The organism is Burkholderia sp. Ac-20353 (assembly GCF_017104785.1).
Lineage (GTDB): Bacteria > Pseudomonadota > Gammaproteobacteria > Burkholderiales > Burkholderiaceae > Burkholderia.
Window position 1 is genome coordinate 1 of the sequence record NZ_JAAGPL010000003.1, and the last position, 21231, is coordinate 21231.

The 21231-nt window shown below is 58.9% G+C and carries 18 protein-coding genes and 2 pseudogenes; 4 read left to right on the plus strand and 16 right to left on the minus strand.

All coding sequences use genetic code 11. The annotated features are described in order from the left end of the window. Positions 1-221 precede the first annotated feature (221 nt). The 8 genes from G3N94_RS00855 to G3N94_RS00890 all read right to left on the minus strand — a co-directional run bounded on the left by G3N94_RS00855 (position 222) and on the right by G3N94_RS00890 (position 6312). The gene (locus G3N94_RS00855; RefSeq protein WP_205789975.1) at positions 222-575 is read right to left on the minus strand and encodes a hypothetical protein; all 354 of its coding nucleotides are present in this window, start codon (positions 573-575) and stop codon (positions 222-224) included. Between the two features lie 51 nt (positions 576-626). Next, complete coding sequence (locus G3N94_RS00860) at positions 627-938, minus strand: helix-turn-helix domain-containing protein (RefSeq protein WP_205789977.1); 312 nt, start codon at positions 936-938, stop codon at positions 627-629. A 14-nt stretch (positions 939-952) separates the two neighbouring features. Then, positions 953-1312, minus strand: a complete 360-nt coding sequence (locus tag G3N94_RS00865) for a helicase (RefSeq protein ID WP_241021474.1) — start codon at positions 1310-1312, stop codon at positions 953-955. 115 nt (positions 1313-1427) lie between these two features. Next, positions 1428-2273, minus strand: coding sequence for an alpha/beta hydrolase (locus tag G3N94_RS00870; RefSeq protein ID WP_205789981.1), 846 nt, complete (start codon positions 2271-2273; stop codon positions 1428-1430). A 920-nt stretch (positions 2274-3193) separates the two neighbouring features. Then, positions 3194-3385 carry an SDR family NAD(P)-dependent oxidoreductase gene (locus tag G3N94_RS00875; protein WP_205789983.1) on the minus strand — a complete coding sequence of 64 codons (192 nt, stop codon included), beginning with the start codon at positions 3383-3385 and terminating at the stop codon, positions 3194-3196. A gap of 52 nt (positions 3386-3437) precedes the next feature. Next, a complete protein-coding gene (locus G3N94_RS00880) occupies positions 3438-4226 on the minus strand; it encodes an SDR family oxidoreductase (protein WP_205789985.1) in 789 nt (262 codons plus the stop codon). A 90-nt stretch (positions 4227-4316) separates the two neighbouring features. Beyond that, positions 4317-5411 carry an alkene reductase gene (locus G3N94_RS00885; RefSeq protein WP_205789991.1) on the minus strand — a complete coding sequence of 365 codons (1095 nt, stop codon included), beginning with the start codon at positions 5409-5411 and terminating at the stop codon, positions 4317-4319. Positions 5412-5466: 55 nt separating this feature from the next. After that, on the minus strand, positions 5467-6312 hold the full coding sequence (locus G3N94_RS00890; RefSeq protein ID WP_205790153.1) for an alpha/beta hydrolase: 846 nt from the start codon (positions 6310-6312) through the stop codon (positions 5467-5469). A 218-nt stretch (positions 6313-6530) separates the two neighbouring features. On the opposite strand from G3N94_RS00890, the pseudogene G3N94_RS00895 reads away from it, so the two are divergent. Beyond that, positions 6531-7080 (plus strand): annotated as a pseudogene (locus G3N94_RS00895) (helix-turn-helix domain-containing protein). Positions 7081-7952: 872 nt separating this feature from the next. On the opposite strand, the gene G3N94_RS00900 reads toward G3N94_RS00895, so the two are convergent. Continuing rightward, a complete protein-coding gene (locus G3N94_RS00900) occupies positions 7953-8615 on the minus strand; it encodes a winged helix-turn-helix transcriptional regulator (RefSeq protein WP_241021475.1) in 663 nt (220 codons plus the stop codon). Positions 8616-9242: 627 nt separating this feature from the next. Here G3N94_RS00900 and G3N94_RS00905 point away from each other — a divergent pair. After that, complete coding sequence (locus G3N94_RS00905; protein WP_205789993.1) at positions 9243-10874, plus strand: AMP-binding protein; 1632 nt, start codon at positions 9243-9245, stop codon at positions 10872-10874. Between the two features lie 1003 nt (positions 10875-11877). Continuing rightward, positions 11878-12228, plus strand: a pseudogene (locus tag G3N94_RS00910) (transposase); the annotation flags it as partial. Positions 12229-12272: 44 nt separating this feature from the next. On the opposite strand, the gene G3N94_RS00915 reads toward G3N94_RS00910, so the two are convergent. The 7 genes from G3N94_RS00915 to G3N94_RS00945 all read right to left on the minus strand — a co-directional run bounded on the left by G3N94_RS00915 (position 12273) and on the right by G3N94_RS00945 (position 19930). Further along, positions 12273-13265: an NADPH:quinone reductase gene (locus G3N94_RS00915; RefSeq protein WP_205789995.1), complete on the minus strand. Its 993-nt coding sequence runs from the start codon at positions 13263-13265 to the stop codon at positions 12273-12275. A gap of 426 nt (positions 13266-13691) precedes the next feature. After that, positions 13692-14872 (minus strand): IS3-like element ISBcen17 family transposase gene (locus tag G3N94_RS00920; RefSeq protein WP_205789997.1). Its coding sequence is split into 2 segments (ribosomal slippage): positions 13692-14620 and positions 14620-14872, totalling 1182 coding nucleotides; the frame shifts between segments, so codons are not numbered across the junction. Positions 14873-14927: 55 nt separating this feature from the next. Beyond that, a protein-coding gene (locus G3N94_RS00925; RefSeq protein ID WP_205789999.1) for an IS3 family transposase occupies positions 14928-16051 on the minus strand; the annotation gives its coding sequence in 2 pieces (ribosomal slippage) (positions 14928-15784 and positions 15784-16051; 1125 coding nt in all). An 80-nt stretch (positions 16052-16131) separates the two neighbouring features. Further along, complete coding sequence (locus tag G3N94_RS00930) at positions 16132-16566, minus strand: 3-hydroxyacyl-CoA dehydrogenase NAD-binding domain-containing protein (RefSeq protein ID WP_205790000.1); 435 nt, start codon at positions 16564-16566, stop codon at positions 16132-16134. After that, positions 16563-17927 (minus strand): fumarylacetoacetase, encoded by a 1365-nt coding sequence (gene fahA, locus G3N94_RS00935; RefSeq protein WP_205790002.1) that lies wholly within the window; start codon positions 17925-17927, stop codon positions 16563-16565. Before fahA ends, G3N94_RS00930 begins: the two co-directional genes overlap by 4 nt. 9 nt (positions 17928-17936) lie before the next feature. Continuing rightward, positions 17937-19166: a CoA transferase gene (locus G3N94_RS00940; protein WP_205790004.1), complete on the minus strand. Its 1230-nt coding sequence runs from the start codon at positions 19164-19166 to the stop codon at positions 17937-17939. 2 nt (positions 19167-19168) lie between these two features. Continuing rightward, positions 19169-19930, minus strand: a complete 762-nt coding sequence (locus G3N94_RS00945; protein WP_205790011.1) for an enoyl-CoA hydratase/isomerase family protein — start codon at positions 19928-19930, stop codon at positions 19169-19171. Between the two features lie 583 nt (positions 19931-20513). Between G3N94_RS00945 and G3N94_RS00950 the strand changes: the two genes are divergently transcribed. Beyond that, entirely contained in the window at positions 20514-21203 is a 690-nt protein-coding gene (locus G3N94_RS00950; RefSeq protein ID WP_205790013.1) for a TetR/AcrR family transcriptional regulator, read from the plus strand. Positions 21204-21231 lie beyond the last annotated feature (28 nt).

Sequence of the window (21231 nt, forward strand, 5' to 3'; positions counted from 1 at the left end):
AGATGAAACGGCTGGCCATCGGCGCTTTGCGCCGAATCCAAAAGTTGCCCGCGCTGGTGAAATCCTTCTTTCGCCAACCCGAATGCCAATACGCGGCTATGTGACATTTCTTTCGGAAATCTTAGTAAGTGCCAAGTGTCTCGCTCATGGACGCCTTGGCGAGGCGATTGCGTAACACACTGCCATTCGGCAAGCGCAGAGGCTGATTGAGCAAGCCTACTTCAAGAGATTTTTCCATCATGGTAAAAAACCGCTGGGTTGGAATGCAGTTGAGCCGGAAACTCGCGGAATTTAGGACAATATTCGAGCACACGGAATGCCTGCATGAATATGTTTCGTTGTCTTTGTAGTAGATTAACCCGACCCTCTCGGAGGGCGGCCGCCGGCGCGATCTGGCGCAAGTCCAGAGCAATGAAGGTTTCCAGATCGCACTGGACCATGACGTCCGCAGGCGTAGAACTTCGACCGGAGCGCGCCAGCACTTCACAGTCGCTCGCGAGGATATGGAAGACTTCCGCCCCTACATGAAACTCGTATGACGCCTGCAGGCCCGCGCTTGCGGCCGGATTGCTCATGCAGGTCAGGAAAAATGCGATGAGTTCTGCACGTGCTGTGTCAGTATCGATTCACTCGTCGACCGGCAAAATCAGGCCCCAGGGACCAAGCGAAATCAGCGGCTTCCGAAGCTGTTCACCTGGTAGCGTCAACTCGTAAGCCGACGTTGGCAGCTCGATAGATTGCACGACCCCACTATCCACCAGCATAGAGAGGCGCGCGGAGAGCTGGTTGGGCGCCATCGCGGGCAGGATCGCAAGAAAATCCTTGAAGCGTTTTGGTCCCAATAGCAGCTCGCGGATCAGCAGCAGCGTCCATCGTTCGCCCAAGGCGTCCAGCGCCCTGGCCATCGGGCAAAGTTGACCGTAGGCCTTGCTCTGCATAGACAATGAGTCACTCACTCAAAGGCAGTGCGGTCATATGGAGAGGTAATTTTCAGCGGCTGCAAGAACGCAGTCAGTCCCTGGAACCACATCACTTCCAGGAAGTCGCCGCTGATGACTAAATCTCTGCTGCCAAGCCCCTTCAGAAATGCTGCTTGGCTTTCCTTGCTCGACAGGATCTCGAAACCCTTGGCGGCATCTTTGAAAGTCAGAGTGAACCGAGGATGCGCAGCCAAACCGGAAAAGGAGCGGATAGCGCCATCTTGAATCACGAAGTGCCGACCGATTCCGGAAACAGTACGGATCTGAAATACCAGATCCTTGCCTTCAATGTACCTAGCACAATTGGGATTCTTCCTGACCTGCTTCTTCAACAGTTTCGTGAAGAGCCACAACAGGAGCTTGAACTTGAACATGGCGGGCGGTGTTTGTGTGGTTGAACATGAACCCGCTCTTTTCAATCAAGAGACCGGTTCGGGAAGGGGGACTTTACTCGCTGAGAAATCGAACGGAGTGGTACAGGAAGCGCTGCGGGCATTGGAATTGCGCGGCGTGACCGCAATCCGGATAGATGAACAGCTGCGCGTTCGGGATATTTCTCGCCATGTAGAACGAATTGACAGTCGGAATCATCACGTCGTTTACACCATTGAGGATGAAGGTCGGTTGCTTGATTTCTCGCAGGTAGGAAAAGGGGTCTTCCTCTGACAGTCTCGGCAGATATAGCATGTTCGCCTCGATCTGCGCCTGCGCGACCTTTGGCGAGGTAGGCGGATCCTGGTCGACGCGTTGGTGGCGACGTTGCCAGAATTCGCGCGCGGCCTGCCGGGCTACCTGAGAACGTCCGAAGAACAGGTATTCGAAGTCTTCAAAGACGGGCACCGGCCGCGGTGCCGTTGTCAATACCAATGGCTCCATATCCGGATTACCGCCACGCGGACCGGTGCCCAGCAGCATGAGCTTGCGAATCAGTTCGGGATGGCGCCAGGCTAGGTCTAGCGCCTGAAATCCACCCAGCGAAAAACCCAGGACATCGACTTGCTTCAAACCAAGTGCGCGGATGAACGCCGCTGCATCGTCGGCCATGTCCTCGATCCGATTGCGGGGCTGACCGGACGACGACGCGATCCCGCGACCGTTGTAGAGGATAACTTCTCGGCTCTCCGCCAAGCCATCGGTCATTAACGGATCCCAGTGGTCCATGCCTCCACGAAAGTGCTGGAGGAGTAACAATGGAGGCTGGTCCGTCTCGGTATTTCCCCACCGACGATAGGCGAGTCGATCTACGCCGACATCAACTAATCGGGTTTGGGCTGTCTGATGCGTATCGATCATATGCTTGGCTCACACGCTGTTCGGGTCCTGAAATCCGCGCTGCTTCGGTTGCAGCTCCGTTTACTCATTGCGAACATTGTGCCATACAACTATATAAAATGTATAGTGAAATATGGCTGGATTCGTGACCGAAATCGAGGTTCGGTGGCCAAGGTTTTCCGTGCCCCTGGTCATTACCCAAAGGCGCTCTTCACCCAAGCAAGAGAAATGCCGCTCGCTTCCTGAATGGAAGCGGGTGCTGTCGCACAAACTGCAGACGGTCGATCGGCTGCGACGCGGTCCATGTGTGTCCTCGGACGTCACGTGCGGAATCATGCACGGAAAACAAATGGCGGACACCAGGGGGCACGTTTGCGGCGGTCAGTCGGAAGCGAGGGGACTTGGACGTCGAGCGTTGATGTCGGTGACGCGCGGCCTACGATGGCGCTGCCCAGCTGGCTGATCAAATCGGTCACGCGGTGACCGAGCGCCGACGACGGTGCGACGTTGAGGAACAACAACTCGCTCACCCGACCTCAAGGCAGCTGCGGTAGCATTGAGGTGCACCGCTGTGCATCGGCTACCGTCGTCATTGATGGCAGGGACGACGTGAATCCCGCTTGGACCGTAATCGAGGGGTTGGGGTATGCTCGAAGAGCATGCGTAGGCCCGCCTTTGCTGCGACAAGATGCGCAACCCGGGCTTGCCTCGCATTCCAAACGCACCTGTTAAGATCACTGTGCCATGGGCCAGCAGAACCCAGTAGGCGTGCAGCCTCTCGACTAGGAGGCCGGAGTAACGACCCACGAGCAAGAAATCCGCGAACGGCGCTGCAGTCAGTACCGTGAAATCGATGAACCCGTTGCTACCTGAGTTGGACACGATGGCGTCTACTGGTTCGCGCCTGGGCTTTGCGTTCATCGCGTAGTCGAATGCGGCGATCACTTGCGCCTTATCGCTTCGGCGCTGCCGCCCTGTGACGCAGCAATCTCCACAACCACTTCCTCGATTTTGCCAAGGGTCCGTCCGGTCACGATGACGTGATAACCCTCGCGCGCGAATCGTTTGGCGACCGAACCTCCGATTCCGCGAACCGACCCTGCACCGAACGGGATTACCGTCGGCTGACCCATGGCATTTCTATGCTGAATGGATCGGGAGTTTGAAATTAATGCATCGAAGTGGTCATGAGGATGTCCGATAGCGCTCGGCGGCGTGCGCCTGACGGAGGTCGGAAATCAACCCGTGACGTGCGGCGTCTAGCGTGTCCCAACGCTCGGCAACGTGCAGCGGCGGGATAGTGACCAGTTCACGACGGTCGAAGCCGACCAGCGCCGCGTCGACAAGCTCGCCTACTTCCATTACTTCCGGTAGCGTGTTGACGTCGATGCCGGCGCGCTCCCAAAGTTCTGTATGCGTGGCTGCGGGCAGCACTGCCTGCACGTAAACCCCCTTCGACGAGAGCTCGACATTCAGGCCCTGCGACAGGAAGAGCACGAAGGCCTTGGTCGCACCATAGACCGACATGCCTAACTCCGGCGCCAGACCCACGACCGAGCCAATATTGACGATTGCGCCTCCGCCTGACTGTGCAAGGCGCGGCGTGATGGCAGCGGCCAGTCGCGTCAGCGCAGTGGTGTTAAGCGTGATCAGGCTCTCAATGCTGTCAGCCGTTTGCTCAACGAAGCCGCCCGACTGGGCAATGCCGGCGTTGTTGATGAGAATGCTGATGCTGGCGTCGTCGCGAAGACGCGCCTCGACGGCAGCCAGATCGGCTTGCTTGGTCAGGTCGGCCTTAAGCACATCGACAGCGACTGTGTTTTCCACGCGAAGGCGTGCGGCGAGCGAGTCCAATCTAGCTTTGTCGCGCGCGACTAGCACGAGGTTATGGCCCCGTCGTGCGAAGCGCTCGGCGTACGTAGCGCCAATGCCTGTGGAGGCGCCGGTGATGAGAACGGTAGGGTGGGTGGACATGTGCTGCTCTCCAGCGAAGTGTAAGTGGTGCCGCGATGGCGCGACATACGGTCCGGGGCGCGTACCGTGCCCGGTATGGCCCCGACATGCTTACGCGGCGTCAGCCTCGGCCAACGTCGGGTAGTCGGTGTAGCCTTCGGCTCCTCCGCCATAGAGCGTGGCCGGGTTCAGCACCGCCAGCGGCGCGCCGATTTTTAGGCGCTCGGCGAAATCCGGATTGCTGATGAACGGGCGGCCGAAGGCGAATAGGTCCGCCTTGCCCTCGGCAAGTCTATCGTTGGCCAACTCCAGGTTGTAACCGTTGTTAGCCAAGTAGGTTTTCTTGAAGCGGCTACGCAGCGAGTCGTAGTCGAACGGCGCCACGTCGCGTGGCCCCCCCGTGGCGCCCTCGACGACATGCAGGTAGACGACGCCCAACTCGTTGAGTTGCTCGGCAATGTAGTCATACTGCGGTTGCGCGTCGCTGCACGAAATGCCATTTGCCGGCGAAACCGGCGAAATGCGCACACCGGTGCGGTCGGCACCGATTTCCTTCGATACTGCGGCGACGACCTCCAGTAATAGCCGCGCGCGGTTTTCGACCGAGCCGCCATAGGCATCGGTGCGTTGGTTGGCACCGTCCTTGATGAATTGCTCCAGCAGATAGCCGTTGGCGCCGTGAATTTCCACGCCATCGAAGCCAGCGGCGATTGCGTTGGCTGCAGCTTGGCGGAAGTCGTTCACGATTCCCGGTAACTCATCGAGTTCAAGCGCGCGCGGCTCGGACACGTCTGCAAAGCTGTTATTGACGAACGTCTTGGTCTCTGCACGAATCGCCGATGGCGCGACTGGCGCGGCGCCCTCAGGCTGGAGATCGACGTGCGAGACGCGTCCGACGTGCCACAACTGGACGAAGATTCGGCCGCCCTTCGCGTGCACAGCACCGGTGACTTTTCGCCAGCCGTCGATCTGCGCTTGCGTGTACAAGCCGGGGGTGTCCTGATAGCCCTGGGCCTGCGCCGAGACCTGCGTGGCCTCGGTGATTAGCAGGCCGGCAGATGCGCGCTGAGCATAGTAAGTAGCGGCCAGGTCGCTTGGCACTAGACCGGCGTCGGCGCGATTGCGAGTCAATGGCGCCATGACGATACGGTTAGACAGCGTCAAGGAGCCAAGGGAATAGGATTCGAAAAGCGTTTTTTCGGTCATCAGATGCCTGCTGCGTGGATGTATAGGGTCAGTCAGAGGAGTTATTGCTCGCGCCTCATTCGTCCAGGAACTGGATGGCATGTTTGAGGAAGCGCTCGGGATACTGGAACTGCGCGCCGTGTCCGGCATCCGGATAGATCAACAACTGTGCATTTGGGATGTTCTGCGACAGGTGCCAAGAGTTGATGGTGGGGATCATTACGTCGTTCACCCCGTTGAGAATCAGAGTTGGCTGCGTGATCGCGTTGAGATACGCATACGGGCTCTCTTCCGGAACCCTTCGCAGGTATGTGCCATGCGCCTCGATCTGCGCTTGGGCAACTGCCGCGGAACTGGCTGGGTCCTGATCAGCGCGCTGATGGCGGCGTTCCCAGAAGGCCAACCCGGCTTGCATTGCAGCTTCGGATCGGCCAAAAAACAGGTAAAGAAAATCCTCGGCGGTTGGCACCGGATTCGGCGCGACTTCGAGCACCCTGGGCTCCATTTTCGGATCGCCGCCACGCAGCCCGGTACCCAGCAGGATCAGTTTGCGCACCAATGGCCCGTGACGAAGTGCGATTTCTTGCGCTTGAAAGCCGCCGATCGAGAAGCCCAGGAGATCGACCAGCGACAAACCCATCGCCTGAATCACCAGGGCGATGTCGTCAGCCATATCCTCGATCCGATTGCGTGGCGTACCAGTGGACGATGCGACACCTCGCCCGTTGAAGAGGATTACTTCACGGCCCGCAGCCAGACCGTCTGTCAGCAGTGGATCCCAGTGGTCTAAACCGCCACGGAAGTGCTGCACGAAGAACAACGGCGGCTGCCCGGTGGCCGTGTTGCCCCAGCGGCGGTAGGCGAACCTGTCACCGTCAACTTCGACGAATTGCGTCGGTGCGGTCAGATGGGTGTCACTCATCATCAAATTCTCTTTGGAGTCGTGTCGAGGTAATGATGATGGTCATCATCAGTGATGTCAATGGTTTTGATTATGGTTGACATCAATGTATAATGTTGTTGGCAGAATAGGTATGAATGAAGAGTCTTCTCGATATGAAGGTCACCCAGGCCCAGGCCCAGGCCCAGGCCCAGGCCCAGGCCCAGGCCCAGGCCCAGGCCCAGGCGAATAGAGCACACATCGTCGAGACGGCGTCGACGCTTTTTCGTGAGCGTGGCTACGATGGGGTAGGTGTTGCGGATCTGATGGCGGCCGTCGGCTTCACTCATGGCGGGTTCTACAAGCACTTTCGATCCAAGGCTGACCTGATGGCAGAGGCGGCGGCCAGCAGCCTTGCGCAGACGGCAGCGCTCCGCCGGTTTGGCCACATCGGAATTCGTGCGGCAATATCTCTCACGCGAACATCGCGACACTCGCGCGACCGGCTGTACGATGGCCGCGTTGGGTGGGGATGTTGCGCGTCAGCCAGAGGCAGTTCAGGCCACGTTTGCGGCCGGAATCGAGAGCCTACTGGTCGCGGTGAGCGATGAGGATGCACCGTCGGACTGTGCCGACTCAGGCCGGCAGCGGGCTAAGACCCTCGATATGCTGGCGCACGTAGTAGGCGCAATTGTCATGTCCAGAGCTTGTCCGGACGATTCCTCTCTGGCCGATGAGATCCTCGCGTCACCGAGATTATCTGCGGCAGCGAGCGCGCTGGCACGTGAGCGCAGCAAAATCGACCTTTGAGGTTCTCACCTCGAAGAATCGTTTGCTGACTGTCGTGGCGCGACTGATCTGGATCGGTCAGCCTTCCGTAGAAAATCTTCGGGTCATAATTTTCGGGGACCGAAGAGGTCGAGATAGGCAGCAAGCGGTAAGCTCGACGAATTCGTCGAACGGATCGTGCCGGGATTGAGGAGGCGCGACTTGCACCGGACGACTTCGCCGACTGATAGCGTCCGTTCGTGTCTGGGAGTAGGCGAACGCTTGCAGGACGGCGTCCACGGCACGTCATTCCGACAACTCGGGCCAGCCGTGCGCTGACAACCGCAGCATCTCGTCAGGCATCGGGGACTCTTGATTTTGCTCCCGTTTTCCGGGATGGGTCGATCCGACTGTTAAAGGGGCGAGCGCTCCGCACATCCTGGGCGGATCGGGATGTGGGTCTCTTGGACCGTTCGGCGGTGCGCGGGGGTGGGGCGCAGGTAGCAGACATTCGACGCAGATTATGTGGGCGCGCCAGCACTTTCCTGACCCGTTCGCCGAACGCGGTAACCGGGCAATCCTGTCGCGGGGTGGGTCTGCATCCTCCCGTATCGGCGCATCAATCGCCGCAGCCGACTGTCGTAACGGTTACTGCGCCGCTTCAACTCTCACAGCAAGCGGCAGCGGATCGGAGCTCAACGAATTTCTAGCGGAGCGGCAACGGCGCGAACGTCGCGCCTCCGACGCATTCACCGGGCCGTTTTCGCTCCGCTAAATCCTCGGGACTATCACCGCCATACGTGCCGCTGAGTGAGCGTCGGCGCGCGAGACCACCGGTCGGTGGTCTCGCGACGAGGTAAGGAGGGAGGGCAGAAAGACCAGTTGCGCGGATGCATGCAGGTCGGGCCGACGCATCAGGGCTTGTATTCGAGAACCTTGAAAACCTGCGTGAACGCTTTTCGGCTTCCGTGTAGCAGGGTTGCGTGCCCCTCGCGGAGCGCATGTGCAGGTGTGACCTGGTGCAGGGCGAGCGCCATGAACGTTTCCATGTCACACTGTACCGTGACGTCGGCGAGCACCGCACTGGGACCGGAGCGGACCAGCACCTCCCCGTCGTTCACCGGGACATGGAAAACTTCCGCCCCCACATGGAACTCGTACAGCGCTTGCATTCCTGCGCTTGACGCCGGATCGCTCGAGCCCGCCAAGCACAGTGCGATGAGTTCCGCCCGGGCACTGGAAGGATCGATGCGCTCGTCGACCGGCAGGCGAAGACCCCAGAGTCCAAGTGCGATCAGTGGCTTTCGCAATTGTTCGCCCAATTCCGTCAGTTCGTAAGCCGGTGCTGGCGACTTGGTCGGTTGGATGACATCGCTTTCCACCAGCATTACCAGGCGTTCGGCCAGCCGGTTTGTGCCCATGGCAGGCATGATCGCCAGCAGATCCTTGAACCGCTTCGGACCCAGCAGGAGTTCGCGGATCAAGAGGAGCGTCCAACGATCGCCGAGGACGTCTAATGCCCGGGCCATTGGGCAAAGTTGACCGTAGGTTTTGTTTGGCATTTCAATATTGTACAAGCCACTGCTCAAGAGAAGGCCGATGGATCTCGATAGTCGCGGACCAATCGGGAAATTTGCCTCGCAAATCCGATAGTAATCAGGTGTCTTGGCGCCTACGGGGTCGCCTGCATCAGTAGCACCTCGAGCTCCCTAAAGGGCCGCACCCAGCCGTCACGGATTGGCGGCCGGGCAGCGTCTGCTCATCTGGCCATGACCGGAAACTTCGCGTCGGGCCCCGACACGGTGCATAGGCTGGTCCGTCCCGGAATTGGTTGAGTAGCCGTGCTATCGCTGCGACTGCGAAATAAACATTCATCGTCACGGCTACCCAGAAGAGACGCCATACCCACACGTCAGCTGGCTCGAACGGCAGGGGTTCCTCGAATTCCTAGTGCGCCACTTTCGGAATCGAGTCTATGTTTTTGCTCTCGAGCCGATACTTGGAGTGCCCTTTAATTTACTATGCATGTTGTATAGTGTTGTGAATATACAAACTATATAGTAGCATGCGCGAGCGTAACTTGGGTTTGCGCATCTTTAGTCTGCAACCTCGGGCGGTTCCCGTCCGAGGTTGTCCCAAGCAAGAACAGTGTGGTAGCGGGCCCGACGGTATGATGCTTTCGCATGAAGTCTATGGAGACCAAAATGAGCAGCAGACACTGGATCCAGTCGTACGGCTCGATCCCCCCGGAGATCGACGCCGATCGCTATCCGTCCGTGACCGTGCTGCTGCAGGAGGCAATGCGGCAGTTCGCTGACAAACCAGCCTTCCGTGCCGGTGGCCGGTCGTTGACCTATGCCGATATCGATCGCCTCTCTTCTGCATTCGCCGCTTACCTTCAGAAAATTGTCGGCGTGAAAAAGGGGGATCGGGTGGCCGTGATGCTGCCGAACTTGCTGTCGTTTCCGATCGCCTTCATCGCCATCGCGAAAATCGGTGGCATTCAGGTCAACGTCAATCCGCTATACACGGCGCGGGAGCTCGAGTATCAGCTTAACGACGCGGGCGCCGAAGTAATTGTTGTCCACAGCGCTTCAACATCCACCTTTGCGCAAGTGGTTGGTAAGACGGGCGTCAGATGCATGATCACGGCCGGGCCCGACAACGGCGCCTCTGCGAATACAGTGCCCACCATCGATGAGTCGTTATGCGAAGGAATCACTCTGCAAGCAGCAATCAGCCTGGGTGAGAAGCTCGAACTTGATCTTGTGGAGGTGCGCGGCACGGATTTGCTCTTCCTGCAGTACACCGGTGGCACGACCGGTCTTTCGAAGGGCGCGGCGTTGTCGCATCGCAATCTCATTGCCAACATCGAGCAGTTCAAAGCCTTCATGCCGGATGCCCGGCGGCCCGGCAAGGAGGTTGTCGTTACTGCGATCCCGCTTTACCACATCTTCGCGCTTATGGTGAATTTCCTGACCTACTTCTCCGTGGGCGCCGAAAACTGGCTCGTGGCCAACCCGCGAGAGGCTGATCGCCTTATCGATGTGCTGAAGGCCGCACGGCCGACGGTATTTTCGGGTGTCAACACGCTGTACGCTGGCCTGGTTGCTCATCCACGCCTGAAGGAGGTGGACTGGTCGAGACTGAAACTTTCCGTCGGCGGCGGGGCGGCGGTGATCGACATCATCTCGGCGCGGTGGAAGGCGATAACGGGCAGCTTCATCCGTGAAGGCTACGGATTGTCGGAGACTTCGCCTGTCGTTTCGCTTAACCCGCAGTTCGTAAGTGACTTCACTGGTAGCACTGGTCTGCCGCTACCTTCCACCGACGTCAGGCTGCTGGACGACGAGGGTAAGGATGTCGGTGTTGGGGAGTCTGGCGAGATCCATGTCAAGGGACCGCAGGTGATGTACGGCTACTGGGGAAATTTGGAGGCAAACGCCAAAGTGTTTACCGCGGACGGCTATTTCCGCACTGGCGATGTCGGCATCTTCGACGACAAGGGCTTCCTGAAGATCGTCGACCGCAAGAAAGATATGGTTATCGTCTCGGGCTTCAATGTTTACCCGAACGAAGTGGAAGCGGTAGCTACCACATTTTTCGGCGTTGCCGAGTGCGCCTGCATCGGCGTGCCTGACGAGAAGACAGGAGAGGCGGTCAAGCTGTTCGTCATCAAGGCTCCTGGAGCCGATGTGACTGAAGAAGCGTTGCTTGCCCACTGTCGGGCCGGCATGGCGGCGTACAAGGTACCAAGGATTATCCAGTTCGTGGATGCACTTCCGAAATCGACGGTGGGAAAGATACTTCGGCGGGAGCTTCGCAATATTGCATGAGCGTCAGGTGGCGAGATAGTAGGAACCTCAATTTGGTGATCACTAAGACCAACGGCGACAAACCAGAACGTATTGCCTGCAGAAGGACGCTCTAGTTTCGTGCCGACCGGAACCTGGGCCGGCCCCCGCGAATACCGGACATGGGGTAACGCTTAAATTATGAGGTAGTCTTCTGCCTATGGTGCGACACGAAGCATGAGGCTCGTCACTGACTGGCGAGCGCAGTGCACGTCCGTTTCATCATTGTCCAGTCGCGCGAACGCGTTCGTACGATAGCGGACCCGCTGTGCGACCAGCGGTAGCCTAGGAAAGCATCTTTCGTTGGTAACAATGGCGGATGAAGCCTTTCCGGCAACGTAGTCCAACTGTATGTGCCGCCGCGAGGCGACGCATAGAGGCTCTGAGCAGCGACGGGGCTGAGACGCAAGGCTGATCGGTATGGGTAACACATGTGAACCGCTGATAAACGTCGTCAGAAGAACGGTGCCAAAGCTGCTGTCAGGCATTAACCAAACAGGTGCGCGGGTGGTTGCTCCGTTCATAGGTCGGAGCACGTCGTCAAAACTCCCGCCGGCGAAAAGGCGGGCCCTAACCCGGTCGTGTGATGAAACGGGAACGTGGTAAGCCCGTACAGTTGCCCACGTGGCAGATAGACCGCAAGGCGAATCGTTGACTACTGTGCGGGTATGAGAAGGCGGAAAAAGCGAATGCTGGGCTGTAACGGTCTGGATAGGGGTTGCAACATTACCCTACGCGAAAGCGGGCCGACTTCCGTCCGGTGTTCCAGCGCAAAGCTGTCGAAAGACTCCATAGAGGGAAGCATGAGAGAGCACCGTTCGCGGTGTCTGCGCCCTCCGCTGCAGCGGAAGAACCTTGGCAATGCGATGCGCAGGCGTCAGCTTGCGGGCGCCGGTCGCACACGTGTGCGGTTTTTGGAATGCTTGAGCCGTATGCAGGGAAACTTGCACGTACGGTTCTTAGGGGAGGCCGCGGCGGCAACGCCGTGGCCTTACCCGATTTTAAGCCTAGTCACAACGTAGAACCCGTCGAAGTTCTGACCCAGCCGGAGCAGCGCCGCCGGCGCTCTGTCGAAGAAAAGCTCGCGATTGTGCGCGAGACCTTCGAGCCTGGCGCCACGGTTTCAGGGGTTGCCCGTCGCCATCAGGTGAACGCGAACCAGGTCTTCGCCTGGCGCGAGCTCTATCAGGATGGAAGCCTGTCGGCAGTCAGTGCCGGCGAACAGGTCGTGCCGGCCTCGGACTTGGCCGAAGCGATGAAGCAGATTCGCGAGCTCCAGCGGCTGCTGGGAAAGAAGACGATGGAAGTGGAAATTCTCCGCGAAGCAGTGGAGTATCCGATCTGGCGAATGGCGCAGATGCACCGACGAATATTCTTCGGTTAGTTGATCTCTACAATCACTACCCCCGTGCGACGTCCACTTTCGACGGTTTGGTGTGCCTGGGCCACGTTCGCCAAGGAGAAGCGCGCGTGCACGGGCACCGTCAGCGCTCCGGATTGTAGCGCCTGGTTTATGTGCGAGATCGCTTGGGCACGTTCCACGTCATCCAGCAGGTAGATCAGGACGAATTCTAGCCGTACACCTTTGAACATCAGTGGGTAGAACGGCAGTTCCGGACGGGGGCGCAAAGCGGATCCGAACGTCACGATGTGGCCCCGAGGTTTGATAATCCCCGCATCTGCATCGATGTTCAGTCCAAACTCCACTTCGACGATACGATCCACCGATCGACCTCTGTTAGCCTCTAGGACGCGCGCGTCAAGTCCCTCGTTCGCGTAGTCGACGACGTGATGCGCGCCGGCGGCAAGCACGCGCTCAGTGTCTGCGCCCGGCCGTGCTGTTGCGATGACATGTGCACCGCCCAAGCGCGCCAACTGTACCGCTAGAATACCCACAGTACCGGCGCCGCCGCTGATTAGTAAGGTCTGCCCACGCACTGGACCGTCGCTGAAAACCAAGTGTGCGGCGGTGAGTGCTGGAATGCCGAGCGAGGCGCCTGTGGCGTCGTCCACGCCCGCGGGTATGGGCACGGCCTGTTTTGCAGGCAGCGAAACGTATTCAGCGCAGGTTCCAAAAGGTCGCCGCCATTGCCCGTTCCACAGCCATACTCGTTGGCCGATTCGAGAGCGGTCCACGCCCGCGCCACAGGCCTCGATCACGCCTGCGCCGTCGCTATGCGGCACGACGCGCGGAAAGGGCATCCCGCTACCGCCAGCGCGCGTGCCCGCGCGGGCTTTCACGTCGGACGGATTTACCCCCGAGGCTCGTACGCGCACCAATACCTCGCCCGGTCCCGGTTCGGGCCGGGCCATCTCGCCCACCACCAGCACATCGGTGGCGGGGCCGGTTCGCTCGTACCAGGTTGCTTTCATGGTCCCGCTCATTCGCTTCTCCATAAGAGGCGCTCCCATCGACGCGCGCCAGTCGAAATCGCTTTTTCTGTCTTTGCTGTGAGCACTGCTTCGAATTTCATTGTTTTCTCCCAGATAACCTTACCTGCCGAATGCCGGTGTGGGAGACGCACCAGCGTCAGCGCGTCGAGCCGCAGAACTTTGCAAACCAGGCATCCAACAGCTCGGTGGGCACCCATTTGCAAAGCAACTACTGGCGACTCACGACCGCACTAGTTTTGCATCAGATCCCAACGATGCGTTCGTGACGTGGCTTACGATTGTGAGATTGTAGTGGTCAACTTATTTCGGACAGGCAGATAGGTTCTTTCACTGTCGGTTTCGCCTCGTAGGCGGCGGGCGACAGATTGAGGTTCCCTCGGTTTTTCGCCTTCCAACGGTCCCGAGTTATGCAGCCGCATCCTTGGTCTGCTGAGCCTTGATCCAGTCCCGAAGGAACTGCTCCGGAGAAACGAGGCCGAGAGACGAATGGCGACGACTGCGGTTGTAAAACACTTCGATGTATTCGAACAGATCGGCCTTCGCGTCCTGATGCGTCCGATAGCGCGTGGCGTGAACCCGCTCGTTCTTCAAGCTGTTGAAGAAGCTTTCCGTCGGAGCGTTGTCCCAACAATTTCCCTTGCGGCTCATCGAGCAGCGCATACCGTAGCTGGCCAGTTTGCGCTGGAACTCGTGACTCGCGTACTGGCTGCCCCGATCCGAGTGGCACAGTGCGCCCGGCGCGGGTCGGCGGCGGAACCACGCCATCGTCAGCGCGTCCGTCACGAGATCCGCCGTCATCCGCGGCTTGATCGACCAGCCAACCACCTCCCGGTTGAACAGGTCGAGCACCACGGCCAGGTACAGCCAACCCTCGTCGGTCCAGATATACGTGATGTCCGAGCTGAACACCTGATTCGGCTCGGCGGGCGTGAACTCGCGATTCAACAGATTCGGCGCAACCGGCAGCTTGTGCTTCGAATCGGTCGTCGCTCGGTAACGGCGCTTGTGCCGGGCTCGGATGCCGTTCTCACGCATCAGCCGTTCCACGCGCTCCTTGCTGGCGGGAAAGCCTCGATCACGGATTTCCTTGGTCATGCGTGGCGAGCCGTATGCGCCCTTAACCTCGGCGTGCACCGTCCGGATCAGCGTCAGCAATTGCGTGTCCGTCAATCGCGTTCGCCCCGGTCTACCGCCGCGCTTCCACGCGCGATAACCGTTCACGCTGACCGACAGCACGTAGCACAACGACGACAGCGGATATTGCCCGACCTGCCGGTCGATCCAGGCATACCTCACAGCAGGTCCTTCGCGAAGTATGCTGCCGCTTTTTTTGCGATCTCAAGCTCCATCTGCAGGCGCTTGTTCTCCGCTCGCAGACGCGACAGTTCCATCTGCTCCGGCGTAACCGGCTTCGCTCCGGCGCCGTTGAGCTTGCCCGACGCTTCGCCCTTCACCCAGTTGCGAAGCGTCTGCTCAGAAATGCCCAACTCGCGGGCCACCACGGCCACTCCCTGGCCATCCTTGACCCGCTGTACGGCGGCCAACTTGAACTCTGCCGTGTACGACTGTTTCGGTACCTTGAACATGCCTGATTCCTTCCTTTGCGTCGAGTTTATACACGACCTCTTGGAAGGCGAAATTTCAGGGGAAGCTCAGATAGCCCAAAGTCGAGTGCAAGCGTACGGCATTGTAAAAACCGACGATGTACTGGTTGATGTCGCACCGTGCCTCGTCGTGGTTGGCGTACTGACGCTGCCACACGCGTTCCATTTTAAGGTTCAGGAAGAACCGTTCCATTACCGAGTTGTCCCAGCAATTTCCCTTGCGGCTCATGCTGCAAACCACGTGATGCGGCTTGAGCAAGGCCTGGTATTCATCGCTCGCGTACTGGCTGCCCCGGTCCGAATGCAGAACCAGTCCTGGCGCTGGCCGGCGTTGCTGCAGCGCCATGGTTAGCGCCGACATGACCAGTCCGGCCGGCATGGTGGGCGCCATGGACCAGCCAACCACCTTGCGTGAGTACAGGTCTAGCACGACCGCCAGATACAGCCAGCCCTGCGCCGTGCGGATATACGTGATGTCCGAAACCCACGCTCGATTGGGCTCGGCGACGTCAAATTGTCGGTCGAGCACGTTCTCTGCCACCGGTAACGCATGCCTGCTGTCAGTCGTCGAGACGAACTTGCGCTTCCAGCTCGTGCGCAGGCCCGCTTCGCGCATCAGCGTACGTACCCGGTGGCGTCCTATACGCAGCCCTTGCTTGCGCAGCGCATGCATCACACGCCGGCTGCCGTAGCTCGCGCCGCTGGCGACGAATGCCGCTTTGACGTGGGTCTGTTCCTGCAGGCTCTTTGCGCTTGGCCTGGCACCTCGATGCGCATAGTAGCCAGAGCGGCTCACCTGCAAAACCCGGCAGGCGTCACTGACCGATACGGCCTCCTGTTGCAAGTGAGTTATCACGCGGTAAGTCACTTCAGTTCCCGTGCAAAGAAGGCCGACGCTTTTTTTAGCAGCGCGTTGTCCTCTCTCAATTGCCGGTTCTCCGCTTCCAGTTGCCGAATGCGTTGTTGTTCAGCCGTCAGCGGCTTGCCCTCGCCGGGGCCTCCAGCACGCTCCGCGTCGTACTGGGCCACCCAGCGCCGAACGGCTGTCTCGACAAGGTCCATCGACCGGCAGACTTCGCTGACCGATAACCCCTGGTCTCGTACCATCCGTACCACTTCCAGCTTGAAGCTGGCGTCAAATTGTCGGCGCCTTCTTGTCATCTTGCTCTTTTTCCTCGTCGATTCCGGATTGTCCTCCTATCGACCTGTCCGAGGAAATTAGACCACTACAGATGGCCGTGTCACGGCAGCTGCGCCAATACGCTAACAGTTCGATCGACTATGTGCGCTCGAAGACGGCCGCGATCCGACGCGAAGGTCGAGACAGGTAGACCGGAACTAGAACTTGCCAGCACTGCGTTCCGTGGTGCCAATCTGTCCAAATCCCGGAAAACGTCAACCTTGATCTCCAGAACTTCCGGTAAATTTTCCTGGACATATTCGACGTCCTCGACAGCCTGCTCAAGCGTGGCGCGCGTCTGGATACGGCCGCGAGCGTCACTCGCATCGATGAGACCATGCTTATCCAACTCCTGGAGGCGGGCAGTGATCCCGTGCAGCGATTCGTTCAGCGCGACCGGGTCGGCGTCCCAGAGGTAGACCTCACAACCGGCACGTGCGAAGACAATGGCCCAGGCCTGGCCGATGAAGCCCGTACCCACGATGGCGACTTTCATGTTTGTGCCTCGCACTTGTACCGTTTCTGGGCAGGGGTATCCAGGTCAACTGCTGGAAGCACAATCCCGTCATTGACTCCAAAGCCGATTCGCCTGGACCCAGCGCGCTCGCACCACCCGGTGAAGATGACTCTGTCGCCATCTTCGAGGAAGCTGCGTTCTTCCTTGGACGTCATCCGCAGTGGATGTTGGCCGGCGGAACTCAGCTCGATCAGCGCACCCGCGCTCTTCGGCTGCGGGCCGGAGATGGTACCCGTCCCCAGCAAGTCACCGACTTGCAGGTTGCAGCCGCTTGCGGTGTGATGCGTCACCATCTGGCTGATGGTCCAGTACTGGTGCACGAAGTTGGTCCTGGAAATTGCTTCCGGCGGCAACCCGTCCGCTCGCATTGCTGCGGTTTCTAGAGAGATCTCGAGGTGAATGTCGAGGGCGCCGCTAATGCGGACGTACTCGCTATCCAGATAGGGCAGAAGATCCGGTCCCTCAATGACCCGCTCTAGCGGGGAGCGAAATGGAGCTAAGGCGTCGAGGGTGACAATCCATGGCGCGATAGTGGTTGCGAAATTCTTCGACTGGAATGGACCCAACGGGGTCATCTCCCATGCTTGAATGTCGCGGGCGGACCAGTCGTTCAACAGACAAAGGCCGAAGACGTGATCTTCCGCCGCGCTGATGCCCACCGGTTCGCCGAGCGAGCTTCCAGTACCGATGACTATGCCGATTTCCAATTCGAAGTCGAGTCGGCGAGTAGGCCGGAAGATCGGGGAATTTGAATTTGAATCGAGCACTTGGCCGTGTGGCCGGTGGACCTCCTGCCCAGCGACACCGATCGTTGAGACTCGGCCGTGATAGGCCATGGGCAGCCACTGAAAACTACGAGGCAACTCGAAGTTCGGGCCGAGCAGCCGCCCACCATTGAGGGCGTGGTGTATTGACGTGAAGTAATCTGAGTAGTCACCAATGCGGATGGGCAGATCGTATTCAGCGTTACTCTGCCGCACGAGGCATTTGCGAACGGCCGTGACCGTAGCCGGCGGCGCCACGTGATGCAAGAGGTTGAAGAGAGCATGGCGCAGTGCTCGCCATGCAGCACGCCCAAAGGCTAGAAGATCATTGAGGATGGGCCGTGAACCGGCGGCGGCGGCTTGCGCCGCCAAACCGTCAAGCAATCCAGATTTCTGTAGCAAGGATAGGTCGACGATGTAGTCACCGATCCCCACTCCTCCGCGGAAAGGTTCGCCCGTGTTCGCGCGCCGGAACACGCAGTAGGGCAGATTCTGTAATGGAAAATCAGTGTCCGGTTCATTGGCGCTCAGAACCCAACTGATAGCTGAGGCATTGTGAGTGAAATCGATAGGCATGGTGTTTGCCTATTCGAAGGAACCGGTCGGACTGCGACGCGCGCGTAGTACGCCCTTGGTGCGGAGTGCCTGCAATTCGTCGTGCTGGACGCCTTGGGACGCGAGCACCTCATCGTTGCATTCGCCCTGGAAGTACGGAATACCCGGTTCTGGCAGTGCCGCCTTGCTGAATTTCCACGGAACTCCAGGCATGCGCACCTTGCCGCCGCTGCGATCATCGACCTCGACAACTGCTCCCCAATGTGACGCCCACTCCGAATCGGTGAATTCCTCAGTCGTGCGGACCTCGCCGATAGCGAGCCCAGCCTCGCTTACTTGCGCCTGAAGCTCATCGAGGTCACTGAAGGTGAGGATCCAGGAGCGTACTTCGTCGAGCAACGAAGCGATGTTTTTGCGTCGAAGCGTGGGCGTGGCGTACTCCGGCCTCGACATCAGGTCCATCCGCCGCATCATGGCGCAGTAGCTCAAAAAGATCGGAGAAAACACGGGGCTCGAGGCAATCGTGAGTTTTCGTCCGTCGGGTAGGGCGAACACGGGAGAGTCTGCTGCACTGAGCGCGTAAGGTTCGTCATTCACGTCCAAACCCGACATGAGCGCGCCAGCACGCTCGTTGACCGAAAGCATTGTGGCAGCCATGGAAACGTCCACGTGTTGACCTTCGCCAGTACGCTCGCGATGCTGCAGTCCGGCTAGGACCGCGATCGCGCCCTGGAGGCCCGTATAGAGATCCGCATGACTGCAGGAGTCGTTCAGCAGTTCGGTCAGAGCGGATCCGTAATGCTCTTCATTGATTGCGGTGAGGCCGGTTTCCGCCTGAATGGTTGGCGCGAAAGCGGGCCGGTTGCGCCACGGGCCGGTCTGCCCGTATCCGCTCATGGAAACATATACGACCCGATTGTTTGTCCTCGACACTTCGTCGTAGCTGAGACCGAACCTCGCAAGGGTTCCTGGACGAAAATTCTCGACAATGACGTCCGCGCCCTTACACAGATCGGCGACAATCTCCCTCGCCTCTGGCCAGTTCAGGTCAAGGCTAATGTTGCGCTTGCCTGCGTTCTGTTGCACGTAGTAAAGCGACATAGGGCCTACGTGCGGTACTCCGGCCCGGCCCACGTCGCCCGCTGGCGGCTCGATCTTGATGACGTCTGCGCCGAGATCCCGAAGGAGCTTGGTGCAATGGGGCCCCGCGAGCACGCGCGTGAAGTCGATGACCTTGATTCCGGAAAGCGGTGCGTTCATTCTCAGTTTCCCTCGAATACTGCGGTCGCAGGGCGGCCGTCGCGTGCGAATGCCGCGAGGCCGCGCTTTTGATCTTCGGAGCTCCACATGAGGTTATTGACTTCTGTTTGCCTTGCGTCAGCTGCCTGGATGCCGCCGCGTGCCGAGAGGTCTGCCATTTTCTTGATACAACGGTATGCGATCGTCGGCCCGGAGGCGAGCTGTCGTGCCCAAGACATAGATACCGCGGCAAGTTCCTGCTCGGGAGTTACCAGATTGACGACTCCCCAGCGTTCCATTGCACGCGGATCGTGTCGTCGCCCAAACATCGCGAGTTCCTTTGCGCGTGCTGGCCCCACACGCTGAACCATCCTCTGGACGCCGCCAAGGAGCGGCAGCAGCCCAAGCGAGGCTTCTGCCATGCTGAAGGTCGATGTATCGGCCGCAATGATCATGTCGCACATGATCGCCAGCTCGAGTCCGCCTCCAAGCGCAGCACCTTGCACCGCTGCGACGACCGGAACAGGCACCTCTTCTAACTGCTTCCAGAGACGATAGAGGCTGTCGTCGCTCAGACGCTCCTCGTAGATCACATCGAGGTCAGCCCCGGCGCAGAAATGTCTCATCGAGCTGCGCAGTAGTATCGAACGGCAGCCTTCCTCGACGCTCGCCTGCAGCGCATCAGCGAGGTCTGCAAGCATGGCGTTGTTCAGAAGATTGTGCGGCGGTTTACACATTGTGACGACACCTACGGCGCCATCTTTCTTAAAATCCACTGTTTTCATTTCGTATTCCTTATCTAATTTCTCTAGAGACGAGAATATTGTGCTGTCGGGGACTGGTATGTCCGCTGAGCCTAAAGACCGTCGATTGTGCTCTTAAACTTTCAAGCTATTGAGAGGGCGCAAGGGGTCAACGCGATACCCTAGTCATTCGTGTGAGGTCATCACCATATGCGTGCACTTGTTGCGTGTCTCTCATGTTGGTTTGACCATCCCGGATGTTGGGGCGGGTGTTGCATCTGCAAAGATGACGGCTCGAGCAGTAAACAAACCCATGCGCCGACTGTTCTGGATACGGCTCGTTGATCGATTGACTTGCTGAATAAGACGTGAGGCGCCGTGGACTGTTTCGGGTGCGCAGGAGCGCGTGCGCACACAAAGGCGAGCGACGCGGGGAACGATCGTTCATTGCAATTCCACTAGCTAACAGTGTTAACCAGCTTACTCGGGAACCCGGTGATCTGCTAACATTGTTTACCCTAATGGCTACTGGCGATAGCGCTGTCTATCGGACCAAACTGACCATCCTCAAGATGGATGGCTTCGGTGGGAGTGTCGCCATTCATTTGATCTCGCAGGAGCAGCGGTGCCGAAAATCATCGAGAGCAAGGATGCGAACAAGAAGGAGGGCGGGTTGCGGGAAGCCCTGGTGAAGGAGGGGCGTTTGATTTTCGAAGAGAATGGTGCCAAGGAACTGAGCTTGCGGGAGGTGGCACGGCGCGTTGGTGTATCCGAGGCCGCGCCCTTCAAACATTTCGAAGGCAAAGAGGGCCTGCTCGCCGCCATTGCGGCCAGCGGATTCAGAGAACTGGCCGCACAACGTAAGAAGATCGCTGCTGCAAACCACGACTCGTTCACGCGGGCGTACCAGATGATGATGAGTTACGTCCGATTTGCTCGCAAGAACGAAGGGCTGTTCGATATGATGATCAGCCCTCGACTGCGAAAATTCAGAGAACAAGGAGAGCTTAGCGAAGCGGCCTCTGAATCCTATGGTCTTTTTACCGATGCCATACGAACGCTCGCGGGCGAACATGGTTGGCCGGACGAGCAACTCGATCTACTCTCACATGCGGCTTGGGGGCTGGAACATGGAATCGCCGCCTTGATGCTGGCCGAAGTGATACCGCGTGAGGAGAGCGAGCTGGATCTCGACAGCATCATCGAGTTTTCGGTAGGCCTTCTTCTGCGTGCTATCCAGGCGGGTCCGGGGGTAGCCGGCTCATTGCCGTCGCCGCTTGTATATTCTGCCAAAAGGCGTCGCACGCCGCGTTGAGCCGGCAGAGTCGCCGCATGCTCGACCT

What these genes read in the sequence shown, in the direction of transcription:
- G3N94_RS00855 (WP_205789975.1), bottom strand. Translation starts at nt 575, where the DNA reads ATGAGCAATCCGGCCGCAAGCGCGGGCCTGCAGGCGTCATACGAGTTT.
- G3N94_RS00860 (WP_205789977.1), bottom strand. Translation starts at nt 938, where the DNA reads ATGCAGAGCAAGGCCTACGGTCAACTTTGCCCGATGGCCAGGGCGCTG.
- G3N94_RS00870 (WP_205789981.1), bottom strand. Translation starts at nt 2,273, where the DNA reads ATGATCGATACGCATCAGACAGCCCAAACCCGATTAGTTGATGTCGGC.
- G3N94_RS00875 (WP_205789983.1), bottom strand. Translation starts at nt 3,385, where the DNA reads ATGGGTCAGCCGACGGTAATCCCGTTCGGTGCAGGGTCGGTTCGCGGA.
- G3N94_RS00880 (WP_205789985.1), bottom strand. Translation starts at nt 4,226, where the DNA reads ATGTCCACCCACCCTACCGTTCTCATCACCGGCGCCTCCACAGGCATT.
- G3N94_RS00885 (WP_205789991.1), bottom strand. Translation starts at nt 5,411, where the DNA reads ATGACCGAAAAAACGCTTTTCGAATCCTATTCCCTTGGCTCCTTGACG.
- G3N94_RS00890 (WP_205790153.1), bottom strand. Translation starts at nt 6,312, where the DNA reads ATGAGTGACACCCATCTGACCGCACCGACGCAATTCGTCGAAGTTGAC.
- G3N94_RS00905 (WP_205789993.1), top strand. Translation starts at nt 9,243, where the DNA reads ATGAGCAGCAGACACTGGATCCAGTCGTACGGCTCGATCCCCCCGGAG.
- G3N94_RS00915 (WP_205789995.1), bottom strand. Translation starts at nt 13,265, where the DNA reads ATGAAAGCAACCTGGTACGAGCGAACCGGCCCCGCCACCGATGTGCTG.
- G3N94_RS00930 (WP_205790000.1), bottom strand. Translation starts at nt 16,566, where the DNA reads ATGAAAGTCGCCATCGTGGGTACGGGCTTCATCGGCCAGGCCTGGGCC.
- fahA (WP_205790002.1), bottom strand. Translation starts at nt 17,927, where the DNA reads ATGCCTATCGATTTCACTCACAATGCCTCAGCTATCAGTTGGGTTCTG.
- G3N94_RS00940 (WP_205790004.1), bottom strand. Translation starts at nt 19,166, where the DNA reads ATGAACGCACCGCTTTCCGGAATCAAGGTCATCGACTTCACGCGCGTG.
- G3N94_RS00945 (WP_205790011.1), bottom strand. Translation starts at nt 19,930, where the DNA reads ATGAAAACAGTGGATTTTAAGAAAGATGGCGCCGTAGGTGTCGTCACA.